The 22,427-nt window shown below is 67.9% G+C and carries 20 protein-coding genes, 1 tRNA gene and 1 pseudogene; 7 read left to right on the top strand and 15 right to left on the bottom strand.

All coding sequences use genetic code 11. The features are described from left to right. From rpoC to G3573_RS09770, 6 genes are all read right to left on the bottom strand, one after another. Positions 1-4,157 (bottom strand): DNA-directed RNA polymerase subunit beta' (gene rpoC, locus G3573_RS09745; RefSeq protein ID WP_163260896.1); only part of this gene is annotated, 4,157 nt, incomplete at its 3' end. A gap of 106 nt (positions 4,158-4,263) precedes the next feature. After that, on the bottom strand, positions 4,264-8,337 hold the full coding sequence (gene rpoB, locus G3573_RS09750; RefSeq protein ID WP_163260897.1) for a DNA-directed RNA polymerase subunit beta: 4,074 nt from the start codon (positions 8,335-8,337) through the stop codon (positions 4,264-4,266). Positions 8,338-8,687: 350 nt separating this feature from the next. After that, on the bottom strand, positions 8,688-9,125 hold the full coding sequence (locus G3573_RS09755; protein WP_163260898.1) for an energy transducer TonB: 438 nt from the start codon (positions 9,123-9,125) through the stop codon (positions 8,688-8,690). A gap of 185 nt (positions 9,126-9,310) precedes the next feature. After that, a complete protein-coding gene (gene rplL / locus G3573_RS09760) occupies positions 9,311-9,694 on the bottom strand; it encodes a 50S ribosomal protein L7/L12 (protein WP_163260899.1) in 384 nt (127 codons plus the stop codon). A 48-nt stretch (positions 9,695-9,742) separates the two neighbouring features. Further along, on the bottom strand, positions 9,743-10,258 hold the full coding sequence (rplJ, locus tag G3573_RS09765) for a 50S ribosomal protein L10 (RefSeq protein ID WP_163260915.1): 516 nt from the start codon (positions 10,256-10,258) through the stop codon (positions 9,743-9,745). 326 nt (positions 10,259-10,584) lie between these two features. Next, positions 10,585-11,064 carry a hypothetical protein gene (locus G3573_RS09770; RefSeq protein ID WP_163260900.1) on the bottom strand — a complete coding sequence of 160 codons (480 nt, stop codon included), beginning with the start codon at positions 11,062-11,064 and terminating at the stop codon, positions 10,585-10,587. Between the two features lie 85 nt (positions 11,065-11,149). Here G3573_RS09770 and G3573_RS09775 point away from each other — a divergent pair, with 85 nt between their 5' ends. From G3573_RS09775 to G3573_RS09790, 4 genes are read left to right on the top strand one after another with little or no spacing between them, the layout of a single operon-like run. Then, a complete protein-coding gene (locus G3573_RS09775; protein ID WP_163260901.1) occupies positions 11,150-11,863 on the top strand; it encodes a glutathione S-transferase in 714 nt (237 codons plus the stop codon). A 9-nt stretch (positions 11,864-11,872) separates the two neighbouring features. Further along, a complete protein-coding gene (locus G3573_RS09780) occupies positions 11,873-13,294 on the top strand; it encodes a basic amino acid/polyamine antiporter (RefSeq protein ID WP_163260902.1) in 1,422 nt (473 codons plus the stop codon). A gap of 12 nt (positions 13,295-13,306) precedes the next feature. Further along, positions 13,307-14,554 carry an arginine deiminase gene (locus tag G3573_RS09785; RefSeq protein ID WP_163260903.1) on the top strand — a complete coding sequence of 416 codons (1,248 nt, stop codon included), beginning with the start codon at positions 13,307-13,309 and terminating at the stop codon, positions 14,552-14,554. Position 14,555: 1 nt separating this feature from the next. Next, positions 14,556-15,401, top strand: a complete 846-nt coding sequence (locus G3573_RS09790; protein WP_163260904.1) for a hypothetical protein — start codon at positions 14,556-14,558, stop codon at positions 15,399-15,401. 68 nt (positions 15,402-15,469) lie between these two features. Here G3573_RS09790 and rplA read toward each other — a convergent pair whose 3' ends face one another. The 9 genes from rplA to G3573_RS09835 form a co-directional block, all read right to left on the bottom strand. Continuing rightward, positions 15,470-16,159 carry a 50S ribosomal protein L1 gene (gene rplA / locus G3573_RS09795; RefSeq protein WP_163260905.1) on the bottom strand — a complete coding sequence of 230 codons (690 nt, stop codon included), beginning with the start codon at positions 16,157-16,159 and terminating at the stop codon, positions 15,470-15,472. A gap of 4 nt (positions 16,160-16,163) precedes the next feature. Next, positions 16,164-16,595: a 50S ribosomal protein L11 gene (rplK, locus tag G3573_RS09800; protein ID WP_163260906.1), complete on the bottom strand. Its 432-nt coding sequence runs from the start codon at positions 16,593-16,595 to the stop codon at positions 16,164-16,166. A gap of 103 nt (positions 16,596-16,698) precedes the next feature. Beyond that, positions 16,699-17,271, bottom strand: a complete 573-nt coding sequence (nusG, locus tag G3573_RS09805; RefSeq protein WP_163260907.1) for a transcription termination/antitermination protein NusG — start codon at positions 17,269-17,271, stop codon at positions 16,699-16,701. Between the two features lie 10 nt (positions 17,272-17,281). Continuing rightward, entirely contained in the window at positions 17,282-17,584 is a 303-nt protein-coding gene (secE, locus tag G3573_RS09810; RefSeq protein ID WP_163260908.1) for a preprotein translocase subunit SecE, read from the bottom strand. A gap of 102 nt (positions 17,585-17,686) precedes the next feature. Continuing rightward, positions 17,687-17,762: transfer RNA gene (locus G3573_RS09815), tRNA-Trp, on the bottom strand. A gap of 175 nt (positions 17,763-17,937) precedes the next feature. Then, positions 17,938-18,567 carry a hypothetical protein gene (locus G3573_RS09820; protein WP_163260909.1) on the bottom strand — a complete coding sequence of 210 codons (630 nt, stop codon included), beginning with the start codon at positions 18,565-18,567 and terminating at the stop codon, positions 17,938-17,940. A gap of 70 nt (positions 18,568-18,637) precedes the next feature. Beyond that, a complete protein-coding gene (locus tag G3573_RS09825; protein WP_163260910.1) occupies positions 18,638-19,420 on the bottom strand; it encodes an SPFH domain-containing protein in 783 nt (260 codons plus the stop codon). Positions 19,421-19,510: 90 nt separating this feature from the next. Next, positions 19,511-19,885 (bottom strand): hypothetical protein, encoded by a 375-nt coding sequence (locus tag G3573_RS09830; protein WP_163260911.1) that lies wholly within the window; start codon positions 19,883-19,885, stop codon positions 19,511-19,513. Positions 19,886-19,909: 24 nt separating this feature from the next. Continuing rightward, complete coding sequence (locus G3573_RS09835; protein ID WP_163260912.1) at positions 19,910-20,716, bottom strand: universal stress protein; 807 nt, start codon at positions 20,714-20,716, stop codon at positions 19,910-19,912. A 77-nt stretch (positions 20,717-20,793) separates the two neighbouring features. Here G3573_RS09835 and G3573_RS09840 point away from each other — a divergent pair, with 77 nt between their 5' ends. From G3573_RS09840 to G3573_RS09850, 3 genes and pseudogenes are all read left to right on the top strand, one after another. Then, positions 20,794-21,441 (top strand): HD family hydrolase, encoded by a 648-nt coding sequence (locus tag G3573_RS09840; RefSeq protein ID WP_163260913.1) that lies wholly within the window; start codon positions 20,794-20,796, stop codon positions 21,439-21,441. A 3-nt stretch (positions 21,442-21,444) separates the two neighbouring features. After that, positions 21,445-21,957 carry a hypothetical protein gene (locus G3573_RS09845; protein ID WP_163260914.1) on the top strand — a complete coding sequence of 171 codons (513 nt, stop codon included), beginning with the start codon at positions 21,445-21,447 and terminating at the stop codon, positions 21,955-21,957. After that, positions 21,954-22,427 (top strand): annotated as a pseudogene (locus G3573_RS09850) (NAD regulator); the annotation flags it as partial. The gene G3573_RS09845 and the pseudogene G3573_RS09850, both read left to right, overlap by 4 nt.

Below are 22,427 nucleotides of genomic sequence, written 5' to 3' on the forward strand. Positions count from 1 at the left end.
ATCTCGACCGGCAGCGGCTCCATGGTCTCTTCGCGCTGCTGGACCAGCTGCTCGTCGCGCTTGGCGGCGATCCGCTGCATGCCCCGCAGGTAGGAGCCCGTGCCGGCCGGGATGAGGCGGCCGACGATGACGTTCTCCTTGAGGCCTTCCAGCGTATCGATCTTGCCGTTGACCGAAGCGTCGGTGAGCACGCGCGTGGTCTCCTGGAACGAAGCCGCGGAGATGAACGAGCGCGTCTGCAGCGACGCCTTGGTGATGCCGAGCAGGACCGGCTGGGTGATGGCCGGACGGCCGCCACGGGCTTCCGTCTTCTTGCTCTCGGCGTCGACCTCGACCTTGTCCAGGTGGTCGCCCCGGATCAGGCCGGTGTCGCCGGCGTCCAGGATCTCCACCTTCTGCAGCATCTGACGGACGATCGTCTCGATGTGCTTGTCGTTGATCGGCACGCCCTGCAGTCGGTAGACCTCCTGGATCTCGTTCACCAGGAACTCGGCCAGCGCTTCGATGCCCTGGATGCGCAGGATGTCGTGCGGATCCGGGTTGCCGTCGATGATGTAATCGCCCTTCGCGATCAGATCGCCGTCGTGCACCGAGATGTGCTTGCCCTTCGGGATCAGGAACTCGACCGCTTCACCGCCGTCTTCCGGGGTGATCTTGATGCGGCGCTTGTTCTTGTAGTCCCGACCGAATTCGACGCGACCGTCCATTTCCGCGATGACCGCGCAGTCCTTCGGACGGCGGGCTTCGAAGAGTTCGGCCACGCGCGGCAGACCGCCGGTGATGTCCCGGGTCTTGGCGCCTTCGGTGGGCAGACGGGCCAGCACGTCGCCGGGACGCACCTCGTCGCCGTCGGCCACCGAGAGGATGGCGCCCACGGGCAGGAGGTAACGGGCCTCGGCGCCGGACGCGACGCGCAGATAGGAGCCGTCGGCCGCCAGAACGCCCACGGCCGGACGCAGGTCCGAACCGCGCGGCGAGGCGCGCCAGTCGGCGATCACGCGCTGGGCGATGCCGGTGGCTTCGTCGGTCTCTTCCTTGGCGGACAGACCGTCGACCAGGTCCTCGAAGCGGACCTTGCCGCCCACTTCGGTGAGGATCGGGGCGGTGTACGGGTCCCACTCGGCCAGGCGCTGGTTCTTCTTCACCGGGTCGCCGTCCTTCACCCGGATCCGGGCGCCGTACGGGACGCGGTAGGACTCGCGGTCCTTGCCGTCGACCTGGACGGTGACGGTCAGGTTGCGGCTCATCGACACCAGGTCGCCGTGGGCGCCGGTGACGGTCGCGCCGCCCGCCATGCGCACCACGCCTTCGTTGGTGGCTTCGAAGAACGACTGCTCCGCCACCTGGGCGGTGCCGCCGATGTGGAAGGTACGCATGGTCAGCTGGGTGCCCGGCTCGCCGATCGACTGGGCGGCGATGACGCCCACGGCTTCACCGATGTTCACCCGCGTGCCGCGGGCCAGGTCGCGGCCGTAGCAGGCGCCGCAGACACCGACGTCGCTTTCGCAGGTCAGCACCGAGCGGACCTTCACCGACTGCACCGCGGCGCGTTCGACCAGCTCGATCGCCGACTCGTCGAAGTAGCCGTCAGCCGGGATCACGACGGCCCCGGTGGACGGATCCTTGACGTCCTCGGCCGCGCAGCGGCCCAGGATGCGCTGCCCCAGCGAGACGAGGACGTCGCCGCCCTCGACCACGGCGCGCAGCGTGATGCCGCGCGTCGAGCCGCAGTCCTCTTCGGTGATGATGCAGTCCTGCGCGACGTCGACCAGACGGCGGGTCAGGTAGCCCGAGTTGGCGGTCTTCAGGGCGGTGTCGGCCAGACCCTTACGGGCGCCGTGGGTGGAGTTGAAGTACTCCAGCACGGTCAGGCCTTCCTTGAAGTTCGAGACGATCGGGGTCTCGATGATCTCGCCGGACGGCTTGGCCATCAGGCCGCGCATGCCGCCCAGCTGCTTCATCTGGGCCTGCGAGCCACGGGCGCCCGAGTTGGCCATCATGAAGATCGAGTTGATCTCCATTTCGCGGCCGTCGTCGGTTTTCCGCTTGGTGGCGATCTCGGCCATCATCTCGTCGGCGACGCGGTCGGTGGCCTTGGCCCACGCGTCGACGACCTTGTTGTACTTCTCGCCCTTGGTGATCAGGCCGTCGGCGTACTGCTGCTCGTACTCCTCGACCAGGTGACGGGTCTCGTCGACCAGAGCGGTCTTGCGCTCCGGAATGACGATGTCGTCCTTGCCGAACGAGATGCCCGCCTTGGCGGCTTCGCGGAAGCCCAGGCCCATGATCTGGTCGGCGAAGATGACCGTCGCCTTCTGACCGCAGTGGCGGTAGACGACGTCGATCAGGTTGCCGATTTCCTTCTTGGTGAGGTTCTTCTCGAGCAGCTTGTGGTTGATCGCCGGGTGACGCGGCAGCAGGGCGGCGATCTTCATCCGCCCCGGCGTGGTGTCGATCACGCGGGTGATCACCTCGCCGGCCTCGTTCATCTCGGTGTGGCGCGCCTTCACCTTCGAATGCAGCGTGATCACGCGGGCGTCGAGCGCCGCGTCGATCTCGCCCATGTTGGCGAACAGCTTGCCCTCGCCCGGCTCGTTGTCACGGGCCAGCGACAGGTAATACAGGCCGAGCACGATGTCCTGCGACGGCACGATGATCGGGCGGCCGTTGGCGGGGCTGAGGATGTTGTTGGTCGACATCATCAGCACGCGCGCTTCCAGCTGCGCTTCAAGCGACAGCGGGACGTGCACGGCCATCTGGTCGCCGTCGAAGTCGGCGTTGAAGGCGGCGCAGACCAGCGGGTGCAGCTGGATGGCCTTGCCTTCGATCAGCTTCGGCTCGAACGCCTGGATGCCCAGACGGTGCAGGGTCGGGGCGCGGTTCAGCATCACCGGGTGTTCCCGGATCACCTCTTCCAGCACGTCCCAGACCTGCGGCTGCTCGCGCTCGACCATGCGCTTGGACTGCTTGACGGTGCCCGACAGGCCCTTGGCGTCCAGACGCGCGTAGATGAACGGCTTGAACAGCTCCAGCGCCATCTTCTTGGGCAGGCCGCACTCGTGCAGCTTCAGCTCGGGACCGACCACGATGACCGAACGGCCCGAGTAGTCGACGCGCTTGCCCAGCAGGTTCTGACGGAAGCGGCCCTGCTTGCCCTTCAGCATGTCGGCCAGCGACTTCAGCGGACGCTTGTTGGCGCCCGTGATCACGCGGCCGCGGCGGCCGTTGTCGAACAGGGCGTCGACGGCTTCCTGCAGCATCCGCTTTTCGTTGCGGATGATGATGTCCGGCGCGCGCAGCTCGATCAGGCGCTTGAGGCGGTTGTTACGGTTGATGACCCGGCGGTACAGGTCGTTCAGGTCCGAGGTCGCGAAGCGGCCGCCGTCCAGCGGCACCAGCGGGCGCAGTTCCGGCGGGATGACCGGGACGATCGTCAGGATCATCCACTCCGGCTTGTTGCCGCTCTCGAGGAAGGCCTCGATCAGCTTCAGGCGCTTGGACGCCTTCTTGGCCTTCATTTCCGACGGGTTGTCGGCCAGCTCGGCGCGGTGACGCTCGGCTTCCTTCTGCAGGTCGATGGCCATGAGCATGTTGCGCACGGCCTCGGCGCCGATCTCAGCGGTGAAGCTGTCGTCGCCGAACTCTTCCTGGTAGCGATAGTACTCGTCTTCGTTCAGCAGCTGGTTCTGCTTCAGCGGGGTCAGGCCCGGCTCGGTGACGATGTAGTTTTCGAAGTAGAGCACGCGCTCCACTTCCTTCAGCGCCATGTCCAGCATCAACGCGATGCGCGACGGCAGCGACTTCAGGAACCAGATGTGGGCGACCGGCGAGGCCAGCTCGATGTGGCCCATGCGCTCGCGGCGAACGCGCGCCAGGGTCACTTCGACCCCGCACTTCTCGCAGATGATGCCCTTGTACTTCATGCGCTTGTACTTGCCGCACAAGCACTCGTAGTCCTTGGTCGGACCAAAGATGCGGGCGCAGAACAGGCCGTCGCGCTCCGGCTTGAAGGTCCGGTAGTTGATGGTCTCCGGCTTCTTGATCTCGCCGAACGACCACGACCGGATCTTCTCGGGCGAGGCCAGCGAGATGCGGATCTGGTCGAAGGTCGGGGCGGCCTGGACCGGGTTGAAGATGTTCAGGACTTCCTGGTTCATCGAATATCCAGTTCGTCAGTGCGGAGCCTCGGCTCCGCGTATTTCAATGAGGGGCTGAAGAGCGATCGGCCCCTCCCCCGCTGGCGCGAGGGAGGGGCTAGGACGATCAGCTGTTCTCCAGCTCCACGTTCAGGCCCAGCGAGCGCATTTCCTTCACGAGCACGTTGAAGCTCTCCGGAATGCCGGCCTCGAAGCTGTCGTCGCCGCGGACGATCGCCTCGTAGACCTTGGTGCGGCCCGCCACGTCGTCCGACTTCACCGTCAGCATTTCCTGCAGGGTGTAGGCGGCGCCGTAGGCTTCGAGCGCCCACACCTCCATTTCCCCGAAGCGCTGACCGCCGAACTGCGCCTTACCGCCCAGCGGCTGCTGGGTGACCAGCGAGTACGGGCCGATCGAACGGGCGTGGATCTTGTCGTCGACCAGGTGGTGCAGCTTCAGCATGTAGATGTAGCCGACCGTGACCGGGCGCTTGAACTGATCGCCGGTCTGGCCGTCGAACAGCACCGACTGACCGGTGCGGTTGCGGCCCGCCTTCTCGAGCAGATTCTCGATGTCGCTGATGTGCGCGCCGTCGAACACCGGGGTGGCGATCGGAACGCCCTTGGACAGGTTGCGGGCCAGCTCGACCAGCTCGGCTTCGTCGTCCGGCAGCACCTCGTCGGGGCCGTAGACGTCGCGCAGGTGGTCGATCAGCGCCTGCTTCTGGCCGCCGTTCTGCCAGTCCTCGAGCAGCTCCTGGATCTGCTTGCCGAGGCCCGCGCAGGCCCAGCCCAGGTGCGTCTCGAAGATCTGACCGACGTTCATGCGCGACGGCACGCCCAGCGGGTTCAGCACGATGTCGACGTTGGTGCCGTCCTGCAGGTAGGGCATGTCCTCGATCGGCAGGATCTTGGAGATGACCCCCTTGTTGCCGTGACGGCCGGCCATCTTGTCGCCCGGCTGAAGCTTGCGCTTCACGGCCACGAAGACCTTGACCATCTTCATGACGCCCGGCGGCAGTTCGTCGCCACGCTGCAGCTTCTCGACCTTGTCCTCGAAGCGACGGTCGAGACGCTTCTTGGCCTCGTCGAACTGGCGCTTCATGGCCTCGATCTCGCCCATCGACTTCTCGTCGTCGAGGGCGACCTGCCACCACAGGCCCTTGGAGATTTCAGCCAGCTTCTCGGCCGAGACTTCGCCGCGGCCCAGGCCCTTCGGACCGGACAGGGCGTTCTTGCCGACCAGCAGGTCGCGCAGACGGCCGTAGGCGTTGCGCTCCAGGATGGCCAGCTCGTCGTCGCGGTCCTTGCCCAGACGCTCGATCTCGGCGCGTTCGATGGCCAGGGCGCGCTCGTCCTTGTCGACGCCGTGACGGTTGAACACGCGCACTTCGACGACGGTGCCGGCGACGCCCGGGGGCAGACGCAGCGAGGTGTCGCGCACGTCCGAAGCCTTCTCGCCGAAGATGGCGCGCAGCAGCTTCTCTTCCGGGGTCATCGGGCTTTCGCCCTTCGGGGTGACCTTGCCGACCAGGATGTCGCCGGGCTGAACTTCGGCGCCGATCGCCACGATGCCCGCTTCGTCGAGGTTGCGCAGGGCTTCCTCGCCGACGTTGGGGATGTCGCGGGTGATCTCTTCCGGGCCCAGCTTGGTGTCGCGGGCCATCACCTCGAACTCCTCGAGGTGGATGGAGGTGAACACGTCGTCGCGGACGATGCGCTCGGAGATCAGGATCGAGTCTTCGAAGTTGTAGCCGTTCCAGGGCATGAACGCGACGAGCACGTTGCGGCCCAGGGCCAGCTCGCCCAGCTCCGTGGACGGGCCGTCGGCGATCACGTCGCCGGCGCGCACGCGGTCGCCCACCCGCACCAGCGGACGCTGGTTGATGCAGGTGTTCTGGTTGGAGCGCTGGAACTTCGACAGACGGAAGATGTCGACGCCCGGCTTGGTCGGGTCGGTCTCGGCGGTGGCGCGCACGACGATACGGGTGCCGTCGATCTGCTCGACGACGCCGTCACGCTTGGCCACGACCACGGCGCCGGAGTCGCGGGCGACCACGGCTTCCATGCCGGTGCCGACCAGCGGGGCGTCCGCCTCGATCAGCGGCACGGCCTGACGCTGCATGTTGGCGCCCATCAGCGCGCGGTTGGCGTCGTCGTTTTCCAGGAACGGGATCAGCGCCGCGGCGACCGAGACGACCTGCTTGGGCGACACGTCCATCATGTCGACCGTGTCCTTGGTCAACAGGGTCGGTTCGCCGTTGATGCGGCCGGGGACCAGGTCCTCGGCGATCTCGCCGCCTTCCAGCTTGATGTTGGCCTGGGCGATGACGTGCTTCGCCTCTTCCATGGCCGAGATGTAGACGACCTCTTCGGTGGCCTTGCCGTCCTTCACGCGACGGTACGGGCTCTCGATGAAGCCGTACTTGTTCACGCGGGCGTGGGTGGCCAGCGAGTTGATCAGACCGATGTTCGGGCCTTCCGGCGTTTCGATCGGGCAGATGCGGCCGTAGTGGGTCGGGTGCACGTCGCGGACTTCGAAGCCGGCGCGCTCGCGGGTCAGACCGCCCGGGCCAAGCGCCGAGAGGCGGCGCTTGTGGGTGATCTCGGACAGCGGGTTGGTCTGGTCCATGAACTGCGACAGCTGCGAGCTGCCGAAGAATTCACGGACGGCGGCCGCCGCCGGCTTCGCGTTGATCAGGTCGTGCGGCATGACCGTGTCGATATCGACCGAGCTCATGCGCTCCTTGATCGCCCGCTCCATGCGCAGCAGGCCGACGCGGTACTGGTTCTCGAGCAGTTCGCCGACCGAACGGACGCGGCGGTTGCCGAGGTTGTCGATGTCGTCGATCTCGCCGCGGCCGTCGCGCAGGCCGACCAGCAGGCGCAGCACTTCGAGGATGTCCTCTTTGCGCAGCACGCGGATCTCGTCGGAAACCTCCGGGGTCTCCAGACGCATGTTCATCTTCACCCGGCCGACGGCCGACAGGTCGTAGCGCTCGGCGTCGAAGAACAGGCCGGCGAACATCGCCTCGGCCGCTTCGATCGTCGGCGGCTCGCCCGGACGCATGACGCGGTAGATGTCGAACAGGGCGTCTTCACGCGACTGGTTCTTGTCCACGCGCAGGGTGTTGCGCATGTAGGCGCCGACCGTGACGTGGTCGATGTCCAGCACGTCGACGGTGGTGAAGCCCTGCTCTTCCAGCGCCTTCACGGCGGCGGCGTCGAGCTCGTCACCGGCTTCGGCGTAGATCTCGCCGGTCGACATGTTGACGGCGTCGCCGGCCATGTACTTGCCGACCAGCGCGTCGGGGGCCAGCAGCAGGGCCTTCACGCCCTGGTCGGCCAGCTTCTTCGCCGCGCGGGCCGAGATCTTGTGGCCGGCCTGGGCGACCACCTGGCCGCTGTCGGCGTCGACCAGGTCGAAGTCCGGCTTCACGCCGCGCCAGCGTTCCGGCTTGTAGGGCGTGACCCAGCCTTCGCCGCGCTTCTCGTAGGGGACCACGTCGTAGAAGGTGCGCAGCACCTCTTCGCCGTCCATGCCCAGGGCATAGAGGAAGGTCGAGGCCGGCAGCTTACGGCGACGGTCGATACGGACGTAGACGATGTCCTTGGCGTCGAACTCGAAGTCGAGCCAGGAGCCGCGGTACGGAATGATGCGGGCGGCGAACAGCAGCTTGCCCGAAGCGTGCGTCTTGCCCTTGTCGTGGTCGAAGAACACGCCGGGCGAACGGTGCATCTGCGAGACGATGACGCGCTCGGTGCCGTTGACGATGAAGGTGCCCTTGTCGGTCATGAGCGGGATGTCGCCCATGTAGACGTCCTGCTCCTTGATGTCCTTCACAGAGCGGGCGCCGGTCTCTTCGTCGCTTTCGAAGACGATCAGGCGCAGCTTGACCTTCAGCGGAGCCGCGAAGGTCATGTCGCGCTGGATGCACTCCTCGACGTCGTACTTCGGCTCTTCGAACTCGAAGGAGACGTACTCGAGCGTGGCGCGCTCGTTGAAGTCCTTGATCGGGAACACCGACTTGAAGACGGCCTCGAGGCCTTCGTCCGTGCGCAGGCCCGGGCGGACGTCGCGCTGCAGGAACTGCTCATAAGAGGACCGCTGAACCTCGATGAGGTTCGGCATCTGCACGGCTTCGGCGATGCGGCCGAACGACTTGCGGATGCGCTTCTTGCCGGTGAACGATTGGACCATCGTCGCTCCCTCGGCGCAGCGGCGAACTGCGCCAAAAATTCCAGGCGCGCGCAATGAGGGCGGCGCGCCGTTTCATCCCTGCGTCCACCCTCGGCTCGGACCTGGCTCGAAGCGCGGGTCCGACGGACGCTGGAAAGCTTCGCTCACGCGAAGCGCGCCTTCGCTCGATCGGAGGGCGGCGGATCGAGCCTCGGCGCTAAGCGCGCGAATTTTTAGATTCGTGCGGGGGGCGACTTATAATCGCTTTCACGGCGATGGGAAGGCCCGCCGGGAACAAAATCACGCAGCCCTGACCCCGCCCCGCCGGCCGGCGCGGCGGCGGGGCGGACTGCGGACCGGCCCGGGCGCGGCTACTTCGGTTGCGGCGCCGAAACCGAGCTCTCTTCGATGTAGACGTAAGGTTTCAGCTCCGGCAGGCCGTAGCGCTCCTGGATGCTGGTCGGGGTGATGAACGACACCCGCACCACGACCGGATGGCCCATCACCGAGGCCGGCGGCGGCGGCAGGCGCCCCATGTCCCTGGCCGCGTCCATCACGACCTCGTCGTTGGGCGCCGATCCAGTGGACCTGATCAGCTCGAAGCCGGAGAGATTGCCCTGGGCGTCGACATGCATCCGCACTTCACCGATGCGCGTGCCGGGCGAGGAGAACCCCACAGGCTCTCCCAGCACCTTGTCGAGGCGTTGCTGGGCCGTTTTCACCCAGGCGTCCAGATCGGCCGGCGCGGCGGCGACGGCGGACGCCGAAAGCGAGAATGCGACCAGGGCTGAGGCGAGTACTCGACGCATGGCGTACCTCCTCCGCAAGAAGGCCTTACGTCGTCCCCGCCTGAATCAACACGACCTGCGAGCGCAGGTTGCATGAACTATCGGACACCTTCGGGCCGCCGGGCGGGGCCCGGCCGCGCAAAAGAAAACGGGCCCGGAGGTTTCCCTCCGAGCCCGTCGAAACGTCAGAACTGACGCAAGCCAGATTACTTGATCTGGACCTTGGCGCCGGCTTCTTCCAGCTTCTTCGCGATTTCGGCCGCTTCGTTCTTGGAGATGTTCTCCTTGACGGTCTGCGGGGCGCCTTCCACCAGGTCCTTGGCTTCCTTCAGGCCCAGGTCCGAACGGATCGCGCGGATTTCCTTAATCACGTTGATCTTCTTGTCGCCGCCGTCGGTCAGGACGACGGTGAACTCGGTCTGCTCTTCAGCAGCTTCGGCCGGAGCCGCGCCACCGCCGGCCGGCATGGCCATGGCGACCGGAGCGGCGGCCGACACGCCCCACTTTTCTTCGAGCAGCTTGGACAGCTCAGCGGCTTCCAGGACGGTCAGGGCGGACAGGTCGTCAACCAGCTTTTCGAGCTTCGACATTTGGTAGTTCCTTCAGCGGAATTGAGTGTGGATCGCGGAGATGACCGATTAGGCGGCGTTCTTGTCGGCGTGAGCCTTGAGAACGCGCGCGATTTGGCCAGCCGGGGCCGCCAGGACGCCCGCGACCTTGGTCGCCGGAGCCTGAACGAGGCCGATGAGCGTGGCCCGGATCTGATCGAGCGAGGGCAGCGAGGCGAGCGCCTTCACACCCTGGTCGTTCAGCACCGTTTGACCCATGAAGCCGCCAACGACTTTGAGCTTGTCATTGCCCTTGGCGTATTCGGTCACGACCTTGGCGGCGGAGACGGGATCCGGCGCGAAGGCGATGGCGACGGGACCCTTGAAGAGGGCGTCGCCCTCCTCGCCGATCGAGCCGTCCAGAGCCTTCTGGGCCAGAGTGTTCTTCACCACCTTGATTTGGGCGCCTTCCTTGCGGAGGCGGCCACGAAGGTCGGTCATTTCCGCAACGGTCAGACCCATGTAGTGGGTCACGACCACGGCGCCGGCGCCGGCGAAGACGCCTTTCAGCGCTTCGATCGACTCGGCCTTTTGTGCGCGGTCCATTGCGGTCTCCGTACTCGGTTGCAGCAGCCGGACCATTCCGGCGGCCGAACGACGGCTCGGCGAGGGAAAACTCCCGCGCGCTCACCGTTCAGCCTGTCCTAGGATGATCGGCGCGAACCGTTCCGCTGAAGGCGGAATTCGGATTCGTACCTCACGCCCCGTCTCCCAGCGGCGAGGAAGGGCTCTTCCCCGTTACGGCCCAGGCGACCCCTGGATCCCGCAGTTCTCGGACAGGACCGGCGACAGGACGAGCCTGCTGCCGGAAGCCGCGCCTACTACATCGGACTTGGGAGAATTTCAACCGCCGACGGCGAAGGCCGGCGGTTTCAGTCCTTCAGGCCGGCCCGGGTGACCAGGGCGATGGGCAGGCCGAACAGGAAGACGTGGGACATGATGTCCGTCATCACCCGGAAGGTGTCGTCGAAGGTCGGGGTGCGGGCGGCCGACAGCGGCACGATCACGAAGTTCATGGCCAGCCACATGGCCAGGCCGAACAGCGGGCCGAAGATCACGGGGTAGCGCACCAGGGCGCGGACCCGCGTGGCGGCCATGTAGAACACGCCCGCCGCGACGATCGAGATGAAGAAGTGCAGCGCCGCCCCGGCCGCGGCCGTGGCCATGCCGCCCTGGAAGGACGCCTTGCCGAACACGCCGCTGGCCACCGACTGGAAGATCCGCTCCGGCGCGACGCCGCGCAGGCCGTGGAACACGATGGCGTAGGTGATGTCCCCCGCCCCGCCCAGCAGGCCGGCGGTGATCACGGTGAAGGCCGGATTGCGGGCCGGGCGCAGCGCTTCGGTCGACATACCGTTGTTATGGCTCAGCTTCGGCGCGCACGCCAGAGGAACCGCCCCGCCCTGCTTCAGTTGCCGACGACGGCAGGAAGCATCCATGGCCTACGAGCTCTACTACTGGCCGACCATCCAGGGACGCGGCGAGTTCGTGCGCCTGGCCCTGGAGGACGCCGGCGCGCCTTACGCCGACGTCGCGCGCGAGCGCGGCGTGCGGCCGATGATGGAGCTGATGACCGGCCGGACGGTCGCCCATCCCTCGTTCGCGCCGCCGTTCCTGAAAGACGGCGACGTCCTGATCGGCCAGACGGCCGACATCCTGCTCTATCTGGGCCGCCGTCTCGGCCTGGCCCCCGCTGGCGAGACCGATCGGCTGTGGGCCCACCAGATCCAGTTGACCGTCGCCGACCTGGTGGTCGAGGCGCACGACGTGCACCACCCGCTGGGCGCGGGCCTCTACTACGAGGACCAGAAACCCGAGGCGGCGCGGCGGGCCAAGGAATTCCGCGACGCCCGCATCCCTAAGTTCCTGGGCTGGTTCGAACGCATCCTGACGCAGAACGCGGCCGGCGACGGCTGGCTGGTGGGCGAGGCCCTCACCTATCCGGACCTGTCGCTGTTCCAGGTGGTCGAGGGCCTGACCTACGCCTTCCCCAAGGCCGCCGGGCGGGTCCTGGCGACGACGCCGAAAGTCATGGCGGTGCACGAGCGGGTGAAGGCGCGGCCGCGCATCGCCGCCTACCTGGCCAGCGACCGGCGCCTGGCGCCCAACGAGGACGACATCTTCCGCAACTACCCGGAGCTGGACGCCTAGGAGCGCGGCATGGAGGCCACCCGCAAGCTGTCGTTGCCGATGCTCGCCGCCATGGTGGTGGGCTCGATGGTCGGCGCGGGCATCTTCTCCCTGCCCCGCACCTTCGCCGGCGCGACCGGCCCGGTCGGCGCGGTGATCGCCTGGGCCATCGCCGGCGGCGGCATGTACATGCTGGCCCGCGTGTTCCAGTCCCTGGCCGAGCGCAAGCCGGACCTGGACGCCGGCGTGTTCGCCTACGCCAAGGCCGGGTTCGGCGACTATCCGGGCTTCCTGTCGGCGTTCGGCTACTGGATCGGCAGCTGTATCGGCAACGTCTCCTACTGGGTGCTGATCAAGGCCACGCTGGGCGCCTTCTTCCCGGTGTTCGGGGACGGCAACACCATCCCCGCCGTGCTGGTCGCCTCGGTCGGCGTGTGGCTGTTCCACGCCATGATCCTGATGGGGATCCGCAACGCCGCCTTCGTGAACGCCGTCGTGACGGTGGCCAAGATCATCCCGATCCTGGTGTTCGTCGCCATCCTGGCCTTCGCCTTCGACGCCGGCCTGTTCCGGGCCAACCTGTGGGGCGGCCCCGGCCTGGCCCAGACCAGCCTGTTCGAGCAGGTGCGCGCCACCATGCTGGTCACGGTCTTCGTCTTCATCGGGGTCGAAGGCGCCAGCGTCTATTCGCGCTACGCGCAGAAGCGCGCCGACGTCGGCGTCGCCACCATCCTGGGCTTCCTGGGCGTGCTGTGCCTGATGGTGCTGGTCACCCTGCTGCCCTACGCGGTGCTGGACCGCGCCGCGGTCGCCGACATGCGCCAGCCGTCCATGGCCATGGTGCTGGAGGCCGTGGTCGGCCCCTGGGGCGCGATCTTCGTCAGCGTCGGCCTGCTGGTCTCGGTGCTGGGCGCCTACCTGGCCTGGTCGCTGATCTGCGCCGAGGTGCTGTTCGCCGCGGCCAAGGCCGGCGACATGCCCAGGGTGTTCGCGACCGAGAACAAGAACGCAGTGCCGGCGGCGGCGCTGTGGCTGACCAACGTCATCGTCCAGCTGCTGCTGATCAGCACCCTGTTCTCGAACGACGCCTTCACCCTGATGCTCAACCTGACCAGCGCCATGTCGCTGATCCCCTACCTGTTCGTAGCGCTGTACGGGGTGAAGCTGGCCCGGAGCGGCGAGACCTACGCGGCCACGGGCGGCCGCAACCGGGACCTCGTCATCGCCGGCGCGGCCACCGCCTACACCGCCTTCATGCTGCTGGCCGGCGGGCTGAAGTTCCTGCTGCTGTCGGCGACGCTCTATGCGCCCGGCACCCTTCTCTACGTCTGGACCCGGCGCGAGCAGGGCCGGCGCGTCTTCAGCCCGCTCGACCTGGCCGTGTTCGCGATCGCCGCCCTCGGCGCCGTCGCCGGCGTCTACGCCCTGGTCACGGGCGCGATCACCATCTGAGCGGAGGAGACCATGGCGGCTGACGGAGCTTTCGGCGTCCACTCCGAGGTGGGCGAGCTGCGCAAGGTGATGGTCTGCGCGCCCGGCCGCGCCCACCTGCGCCTGACCCCCAGCAACTGCGACGCCCTGCTGTTCGACGACGTGCTGTGGGTGGAGGCCGCCAAGCGCGACCACTTCGACTTCGTCCAGAAGATGCGCGACCGCGGGGTCGAGGTCCTGGAGATGCACGACCTGCTGGCCGCCACCGTCGGCGTGCGCGAGGCGCGCAAGTGGGTCCTCGACCACCAGGTGGTCGCCAACCAGGTCGGCCCGGAGCTGGTCGCGGAGGTGCGCAGCTATCTGGACGGCCTGCCCGACCGCGAGCTGGCGGAGATCCTGATCGGCGGCCTGTCGACCGACGAGTTCCCGGTCGAGATCGGCGGCTCGACCCTGCAGTTGATCCGCGAGGCGGCGGGCGCGGCCGAGTACCTGCTGCCGCCGCTGCCCAACACCCTCTACACGCGCGACACCACCTGCTGGATCTACGGCGGCACGACGCTGAACCCGCTGTTCTGGGAGGCCCGCCACGAGGAGACCCTGCTGGCGGCGGCGATCTACCGGTTCCACCCCGACTTCGCCGGCAAGGTGAACGTCTGGTGGGGCGACCCGACCCAGGACTGGGGCTCGGCCACCCTCGAAGGCGGCGACGTCATGCCGATCGGCAAGGGCAACGTCCTGATCGGCATGAGCGAGCGCTCCTCACGCCAGGCCATCAGCCAGCTGGCGCTGAAGCTGTTCGAGGCCGGCGCGGCCGAGCGGATCATCGTGGCGGCCATGCCCAAGCTGCGCGCCGCCATGCACCTGGACACCGTCTTCACCTTCGCCGACCGCGACTGCGTCGTGGTCTATCCCGACATCATGGAGCGGGTTCACGCCTACTCCTACCGGCCGGGCGACAAGCCCGGCCAGCTGGACCTGCGCAAGGACGAGACCCCGTTCGTCGACACCGTGGCCGACGCGCTGGGCGTGAGGCAGATGCGCGTGGTGGAGACCGGCGGCAGCGCCTATCTGCGCGAGCGCACCCAGTGGGACAGCGGCGCCAACGTGGTCTGCCAGTCGCCGGGCGTGGTCTACGCCTACGACCGCAACACCCACGTGAACAACCTGCTGCGCAAGGCGGGGATCGAGGTGATCGTCATCTCCGGGGCCGAGCTGGGACGCGGCCGCGGCGGCGCCCACTGCATGACCTGCCCGCTGCTGCGCGACGCCGTGGACTTCTAGGGTGCGCCGGACCGGCGTCGCGGTCCTGGGGTTGATCGCCGTCGCGAGCCACGCTCAGGCCCAGAGCCGAGACCCGACCGGCAGCTACGACGTCGACGACGGCCTGCGCCAGCACGCCTACCAGCTCGTCTTCGACCAGCCGCCGACGGCGCGTCCGGTCTCGCTCGACCTCTCCCTGGGCGGGACCTTTTCGAGCAACGCCGGAGAGAGCGCTTCCGACCAGGTCGTGGCCGTCTCCGCGACGCCAGGCGCGGCGCTTTACGTCGTGCCCCTGCCGCTGGGCGGATGGGAGCTCGCCGGCGGGGGCTCGGTGGACGCCGACGTCTACGCCGGCGGCTACAACGACCAGCTGGGCGAGGGCCGGCTGGAGGGCTTCGCGGCCGTGCAGCGCCCCCTCGGGCCCGGAAGCTTGGCCGCGGAGTACGTCGCCTTCGCGGGCTACGCGCACGACTTCGCCGACCACCAGTACACCCTGCATATCGGCCAGATCGCCTACAGCTTCGAGGCGCACGGCGTGGCGGCGGAGTTCACCGCCGAATACGAGGGATCGGACGAGCCGGAGCTGCGCCGCGCCCGCGCGACCATGACCCTGGAGCACGCCGTGGCCGCCCCCCTGTTCGGCCACCAGGTCACGGTCGAAGGCCACCTCGCCGCGTCCGACTTCACCGCCGGCGCCAACGACGGGCGCACCGACGTCTTCGCCCAAGTCGCGCTGACCGCCGAGCGGACCTTCGCGAACGGCTGGGCGCTGGAGTGGACGACCGCCCTCTCCCACCGCTTCTCGAACCGGACGAGCGCGCGCTTCACCGAATTCGACTTCGGCCCGTCGCTGAGCCGCACCTTCTGACCGGCGCGCAAACAAAAAGGGCGAGGCCGGAGCCTCGCCCTTCTCGTTCGATTGAACTCGCGTCGCGCTTAGGCGGTCAGCGAGGCCGGATCCAGCTTAATGCCCGGACCCATGGTCGAGCTGAGCGAGATCTTCTTCACGTAGGTGCCCTTGGCGCCCGACGGCTTGGCCTTCTGCAGCGCGTCCACGAAGGCGCGGACGTTCAGTTCCAGCGCTTCCTGGGTGAACGAGGCCTTGCCGATGCCGGCGTGCACGATGCCCGCCTTCTCGACGCGGAACTCGACGGCGCCGCCCTTGGCGTCCTTCACGGCCTGACCGACGTTCATGGTCACGGTGCCGACCTTCGGGTTCGGCATCAGGCCGCGCGGGCCCAGCACCTTACCCAGACGGCCGACCAGGGCCATCATGTCCGGCGTGGCGATCACGCGGTCGAAGTCCATGAAGCCGCCCTGGACCTTTTCGACCAGGTCCTCGGCGCCCACCACTTCGGCGCCCGCCGCGGTGGCTTCGTCGGCCTTCGGGCCCTTGGCGAACACGGCGACGCGGACGTCACGGCCGGTGCCCGACGGCAGGTTGACCACGCCGCGGACCTGCTGGTCGGCGTGACGCGGGTCGACGCCCAGGTTCACGGCGATTTCGATCGACTCATCGAACTTCGCCTTGGCGTTGGACTTCACGGACGCGATGGCCTCGCCCAGGGCGTAGGTCTTTTCGCGGTCGACGACGAACGACTGAACGCGCTTCGGTTGCTTAGCCATTGGATCAGCCCTCCACCACTTGCAGGCCCATCGAGCGGGCCGAGCCGGCGATGATCTTGGTCGCTTGATCCAGATCGTTCGCGTTCAGGTCCTTCATCTTCTTTTCGGCGATGTCACGGCACTGGGCCATGGTCACCTTGCCGGCCGAGTCACGGCCCGGCTTCTGCGAGCCCGACGTGATCTTGGCGGCCTGCTTCAGGTAGAAGGTGGCCGGCGGCGTCTTGGTGACGAAGGTGAACGACTTGTCCTGGTACACCGTGATGACGGTCGGCAGGGGCGTGCCCTTTTCGACGTTCTCGGTGCGGGCGTTGAACTCCTTACAGAAGCCCATGATGTTCACGCCGCGCTGACCCAGCGCCGGACCGATCGGCGGCGACGGCGTGGCGGAGCCGGCCTTCACCTGCAGCTTGATGTAGCCGAGAATCTTCTTGGCCATGGTTCTCTCCTAAATGCTCCCAAGGGACTTCCTTGTGGAGCGGTGAGCCGTGGTGCGGGGTGGCGCCCCTTCCACGGGTTTCAGGCGGCGTTGAGGACGGTCCTTAGACCGTCTTCTCGACCTGCCCGTACTCCAGGTCCACCGGCGTGGCGCGTCCGAAAATCGAAACGCTGACGCGCAGGCGGGCCCGTTCTTCGTCGACGCTTTCCACAACGCCGTCGAAGCTCGCAAAGGGGCCGTCGGTGACTTTCACCTTTTCCCCGATGTCGAAATGGATGGTCGGCTTCGGGCGCTCGACGCCCTCCTCGATGGCGCCGACGATGCGCTGGACTTCGCGCTCGCTGACCGGAATCGGCCGCGCGCCCGAGCCCAGGAAGCCGGTCACCTTCGGGGTGTTCTTGACCAGGTGGTAGGCCTCGTCGGTCAGCTCCATCTTCACCAGCACGTAGCCGGGGAAGAACTTGCGCTCCGAGTTGACCTTACGGCCGCGGCGGATTTCCACCACGTCCTCGGTCGGCACCAGGATCTCGCTGAACTTGTCGTCCAGCCCCTGGGCCTTGGCCTGCTCGCGGATGGTCTCGGCCACCTTCTTCTCGAAGTTCGAGTAGGCGTGGACGATGTACCACTTGTGGTTCGGATTGGAGACCGGGCGGGCCTCGACTGCGACGTCCGTCACGCGTGTCTCCTCAGCCGCCGATCTTCAGGACCTGGGCGACCCCAAAGCCCATCAGGAAGTCCACGACCCAGAAGAAGAAGGTCGCGAGCAGGACCATGATGAAGACCATCACCGAGGTGATCCAGGTCTCCTTGCGGCTGGTCCAGGTGATCTTGCGGGCCTCGGCGCGCACTTCGCGGAAGTATTGCGCGGGGCTGACGCGCTTCTTGCGCGCAGGCGCCTCCGCGTCGATCACCGGCTTTTGCGGCGCGCCCCGACCGGAGGCGGCGCGCGCCCCGCGGTTCAGCGCGGTCGGAGCCTGTTGCTTAGCCATCGACGTTCCGTCGCACCCTTCCGAACCTGGAGCGTCCAGGTCCCTGTCAAAAAGTCGTCGAGGGACGGTCCGCGACTGCGAACCGTCCCCCGGCGGAAATAGTGGCAGGAGTGGAGGGACTCGAACCCCCGGCCCTCGGTTTTGGAGACCGATGCTCTACCAGCTGAGCTACACTCCTTCAGGCAGACGACCGCGCGCCGGTGGACTTCCGAGCCCGTCGACGCAGGCGGCCTTCGCCAGAGCCGTGCGACATAGCAAGGCGAACCTGGGGAAGCAAGCACCGCCCCGCCCTCTGCATTCGACTTTTCTTCGTAATGACAATGACGCGTCGCCGCGGGCGCGAAGAGGTGGTGCTACGCCCGCCCCGCTTCAAGCGGCGCTTGCGCCCGCGCGGCGCTGATCCGCGCGTCGACGCGCGCGAAAACCTGCATCCAGGCCTGCATCATCGGCCCGATCGTCAGCGCGTGGAGAATCGTCCCCACGCCCACGGCCCCGCCCAGCAGCCAGCCGCAGGCCAGCACGCCCAGCTCGACGCACATGCGGGCCCGTTTGATCGACAGGCCGGTGATCTTGGCCAGGCCCAGGGTGACGCCGTCGCGCGGCCCCGCCCCATAGCCGGCGGTGATGTAGGCCGCCGTCGCGTAGCCGTTCAGGATGATTCCCACGGTCATCAGGGCGATGCGCCAGCCCAGCGGGTCGACCTTCGGCAGCACCGCCAGCGACGCGTCGAGCGCCAGGCCGATGACCACGACGTTGCTGATGGTGCCCAGCCCGGGGCGTTGCCGCAGCGGGATCCAGGCCAGCAGGACCACGACGCCGACCAGGTTGACGATCAGGCCCATGCTCAGGCCGGTCTGCAGGGACAGGCCTTCGTGGAAGACGCTCCACGACATCAGGCCCAGGCGCGAGCGGACCATCAGGGCGGTCGAGACCCCGAACAGGACGAGGCCGAAATACAGACGGGCGAGGCGGCGGAGGTCCATCGCCGTATCTAGCCGGGTCGCACCGCGACTTCGATAGTCCCGTCGGCCGCAGGCGGCCGACGCCCGCGCCTTACGACTGCGGGGTCGCCATGCGGGCGGCCAGCTGGGTCAGCTCGGTGGGCATGGCCACGATGATGGTGGAGTTGTGCTCCACCCCGATCTCGGTCAGCGCCTGCAGCCGGCGAATCTCCAGCGCGGCCGGCGCGGTCATGATCGCCTTGGCGGCCTCGACCAGGGTCTCGGAGGCGTTGGCTTCGCCCTGCGCCTTGATCAGACGGGCGCGCGCTTCGCGGCTGGCCTCGGCCTCGCGGGCGATGGCGCGCTGCATCTGCTCTGGAATGTCGAGGTCGCGCAGCTCCACCGCGTCGATGTCGACGCCCCACTTCTTGGCCGCCGCTTCGAGCGTGCCCAGCAGGTGGGTGTTCAGCTGGGTGCGATGCTTCAGCAGGTCGTCCAGGTCGTGCTGGCCGATGGCGTCGCGCAGCGTGGTCTCGGCCGCCTGCACGATGGCGACATGCGGATCCTGTACGGCGTTCACGGTCGCGGCCGGATTGTCGACCTTGTACCAGAGCACCGCGTTGACCTTCACCGGCACGCCGTCGCGGGTCACCGCATCCTGCGGCTGCAGGGTGACGGTGTTGATGCGCACGTCGACCTTCACCGACCGCTCGAGCAGCGGGATGATCCAGAACACGCCCGGCCCGGAGGTGCGCTTGTAGCGGCCCAGCCGGTAGATGACGCTGCGCTGGTATTCCTGGTTGATCCGGAAGCCCAGGATCACGAAGACGACGACGCCGATCGCGATCGGCACGTTCGCCAGCACATATCCCCACGCGGTGTCGAGCTGATCCACCGGGCTTCCCCCTCGAAGAACGCCGGTAGAGATAGCTGAGCCGGGCGTGGCCTGTCCCCCACACCCGGCCCGAAATTCAACTTTTAGTCGTCAATTGGTCGGCTGCGCGTCGGTGACCTTGTAGGTCAGGAAGCGGCCCTCCTCGTCGGCGACGGTGACGTACTCGCCCAGCACGAAGCGGTGCTGGCCCAGCTTGTAGACCGGCTCGTCGTCGACGTCGGTGCCTTCCTCGTAGTCGAAGAACCAGTTGTCCCCCCGCCGCGCCAGGCGGCCTTCGGCCGGATCCTCGTCGGGCGCGAAGCGTCGCACGGTGCAGCGGTCCCGGAACGAGCGGAACTCGACTTCGTTCAGCTTCCCGTCCTCGGTCAATGGCGCGACCAGGGTGTAGCCGCGACGGTCGTCGCCGTCGGCGAATTCAGTGCCGGGATTGCGCGCCAGGCGCATGACGATGCGGGACAGGGACATGGCCTTCTCTCCTCCTTTTCTCTGTTAATGCGCCAGGAACAGCGACGGTTTCGCCGATTGCAGGATCGCCCGCGTCGCGCCGCCGAATATGAACTCGCGAAGCCGCGAATGGCCGAAGGCGCCCCCCACGAGCAGGGAGGCGTTCTCGGCCTCGGCGACGGCCAGCACGCCCTCGATCGGGTCGCCGCCGCGCTCCAGCGGCCGGATCTCGGCCTCGATACGGCGCGCCGCGTAATAGGCCTGAAGGCTGCGCAGGTCGCACGGCCGGTCGGACAGCGGCGAGCCGACGATCAACACGCGCTCGCAGCGACGCAGGATCGGCGCGGCCCGCCGCGCGGCGCGGCTGGCCGGCTCGCCGCCTTCCCAGGCCACCACCGCCGTGCCGAACGGATCGCCGCCGCGGTTCACGAACACCGCCGCCCGCTCGTCGATCAGCACCTGCTCGAAGGCCCCACTGAACGGCCCCTTGCCGCGCGAGGCGCCGTCGTCGAACACCACCAGGTCGGACAGCCGCACCTCGCCGGACAGGCCACGGCCCACGGGCGACACCAGGACGGTGAAGGTCTTGCGGGGATAGGCCAGGGTCTCGAAGGCGGCGCGCGCGTTGCGCTCGCCCTCCACGGCGGCCTCCTTGAGGCTCTCGATCGCGGCGACCTGCACGCCGCCGACGAAGCCTTCGCCCAGCCAGGGCGTCAGTTCGGCCGGGTCGGGCGGGCAATAGACCGCGGCCACTTCCGCCTCGAAGCGCGTGGCGATCGCCGCCGCCGTTTCCAGGGCCGGGCGGTCCTGGTCTGCGCCGGACAGCGGCACGGTCACGCGTCCCCATTCCATCACAAGCCGCCTTCCTGCATTGATCTTCGCCGCACGATGCGCCAGTTGCTCGACCTCACGGATAAGGAACAAACAACTTGGCAAAAGGGCTGCGTACGTCCCGCGCCGAACCACCGCGCGCCTGGCAGCGCATGCTGTCGGGCCGCCGGCTCGACCTGCTCGATCCCTCCCCGCTCGACATCGAGATCGAGGACATCGCGCACGGCCTGGCCCGGGTGGCCCGATGGAACGGCCAGACCGTGGGCGAGCACGCCTTTTCGGTCGCCCAGCACAGCCTGGTGGTGGAGGAGATCGCCGCCCACCTGTCGCCGGGGTTGGAGCCGCGCTGGCGGCTGGCCGCCCTGCTGCACGACGCGTCCGAATACGTGATCGGCGACATGATCTCGCCGTTCAAGGCGGCCCTGGGGCTGGACTACAAGAGCTTCGAGACTCGTCTGGAAGGCGCCATTCACCTGCGCTTCGGCCTGCCGCCGAAGGTCCCGACCGAGATCAAGACCTTGATCAAGAAGGCCGACCTCGCCTGCGCCTTCTACGAAGCGACGCAACTGGCCGGTTTCAGCGAGCCGGAATCCGTGCGACTCTTCGGCCGACCGCCGGCGGGCTACGCCCTGACGATCGAGCCGCTGGCGCCGGCCCAGGCCCAGGCGCGTTACCTGCAACGGTACCAGACCCTGGCCGAGGCCGCGGGACTGGCCCCGTCGCCGGCGGCGCACCAGACGGAGTGAGCGATGACGATCATCGTCTGTCCGCTGAGCTACGTCGACACCATCGCGCGCACGCGCAAGCCGTCGCACCTGGTCACCCTGCTGGACCCCGACCACGAGATCGAGACGCCGGAAGGGATCGCGCCCGAACGCCACCTGCGCCTGGGCTGCCATGACGTGTCCGACTTCGTCGAAGGCCTGAATCCGCCGGACGCCTCGGTGGTGCGCCAGCTGCTGGCCTTCGGAGGCGGCTGGAACGCCAGCGCGCCGATCGTGGTGCACTGCTGGGCCGGCATCAGCCGCTCCAGCGCCGCGGCTTTCGTGCTGGCCTGCCAGCGCAATCCGCACGCCTCCGAGCACGAGATCGCCTTCGAGATCCGGCGCAAGTCGCGCTACGCCACGCCCAACCCGCGCATCGTGGAACTGGCCGACATGCTGATGGCCCGCCAGGGCCGGATGATCGACGCCGCCCACGCCATCGGCCGCGGCGAGCTGGCCCACGAAGGACGCCCGTTCGACCTCAAGGCGGACTGGTGAGCGGCACGGCGGTCGTCATCGGCCTGTCGGCCGTGGTCGTCGCCGTACGCGACGGCGAGGCCGCGGTGCTGACCGTCGCGCCGCACGGGGCCGGTCTGCCCGGCCTGCCCTTCGGTCCCTTCGATCCGGCCGGCCACCGCACCTTCGAGCTGGCGCTGCGGGCCTTCGTGACCGAACAGACCGGCTTCGAGCTCGGCTATGTCGAGCAGCTCTACACCTTCGGCGACCAGGGCCGCGACGCGCCGCTGGCCGACGTCGGCGCGGGCGCCGCGCGGGTGGTCTCGGTCGGCTATCTGGCCCTGGCCCCCTCCCCGCCCGAGCACGCCGCCCCGGACACCGGCTGGGCGTCCTGGTCGCGGTTCTTCCCGTGGGAGGACTGGCGCGCCGGCCGGCCGGCGGTGATCGACGCGGCCATCGCGCCGGCCCTGGCGGCCTGGGCGGACCAGGCGCCCGCGGCCGAGGCCGAACGC

Origin of the sequence: Caulobacter sp. 17J65-9 (assembly GCF_010975005.1) — a bacterium.
GTDB lineage: Bacteria > Pseudomonadota > Alphaproteobacteria > Caulobacterales > Caulobacteraceae > 17J80-11.

Excerpts from the sequence above, each read along its gene's own strand:
- rpoB (WP_163260897.1), bottom strand. The coding sequence starts at position 8,337 with ATGGTCCAATCGTTCACCGGCAAGAAGCGCATCCGCAAGTCGTTCGGC.
- G3573_RS09755 (WP_163260898.1), bottom strand. The coding sequence starts at position 9,125 with ATGCGTCGAGTACTCGCCTCAGCCCTGGTCGCATTCTCGCTTTCGGCG.
- rplL (WP_163260899.1), bottom strand. The coding sequence starts at position 9,694 with ATGTCGAAGCTCGAAAAGCTGGTTGACGACCTGTCCGCCCTGACCGTC.
- rplJ (WP_163260915.1), bottom strand. The coding sequence starts at position 10,258 with ATGGACCGCGCACAAAAGGCCGAGTCGATCGAAGCGCTGAAAGGCGTC.
- G3573_RS09770 (WP_163260900.1), bottom strand. The coding sequence starts at position 11,064 with ATGTCGACCGAAGCGCTGCGCCCGGCCCGCAATCCGGCCTTCACCGTG.
- G3573_RS09775 (WP_163260901.1), top strand. The coding sequence starts at position 11,150 with ATGGCCTACGAGCTCTACTACTGGCCGACCATCCAGGGACGCGGCGAG.
- G3573_RS09780 (WP_163260902.1), top strand. The coding sequence starts at position 11,873 with ATGGAGGCCACCCGCAAGCTGTCGTTGCCGATGCTCGCCGCCATGGTG.
- G3573_RS09785 (WP_163260903.1), top strand. The coding sequence starts at position 13,307 with ATGGCGGCTGACGGAGCTTTCGGCGTCCACTCCGAGGTGGGCGAGCTG.
- rplA (WP_163260905.1), bottom strand. The coding sequence starts at position 16,159 with ATGGCTAAGCAACCGAAGCGCGTTCAGTCGTTCGTCGTCGACCGCGAA.
- rplK (WP_163260906.1), bottom strand. The coding sequence starts at position 16,595 with ATGGCCAAGAAGATTCTCGGCTACATCAAGCTGCAGGTGAAGGCCGGC.
- secE (WP_163260908.1), bottom strand. The coding sequence starts at position 17,584 with ATGGCTAAGCAACAGGCTCCGACCGCGCTGAACCGCGGGGCGCGCGCC.
- G3573_RS09820 (WP_163260909.1), bottom strand. The coding sequence starts at position 18,567 with ATGGACCTCCGCCGCCTCGCCCGTCTGTATTTCGGCCTCGTCCTGTTC.
- G3573_RS09830 (WP_163260911.1), bottom strand. The coding sequence starts at position 19,885 with ATGTCCCTGTCCCGCATCGTCATGCGCCTGGCGCGCAATCCCGGCACT.
- G3573_RS09835 (WP_163260912.1), bottom strand. The coding sequence starts at position 20,716 with ATGGAATGGGGACGCGTGACCGTGCCGCTGTCCGGCGCAGACCAGGAC.
- G3573_RS09845 (WP_163260914.1), top strand. The coding sequence starts at position 21,445 with ATGACGATCATCGTCTGTCCGCTGAGCTACGTCGACACCATCGCGCGC.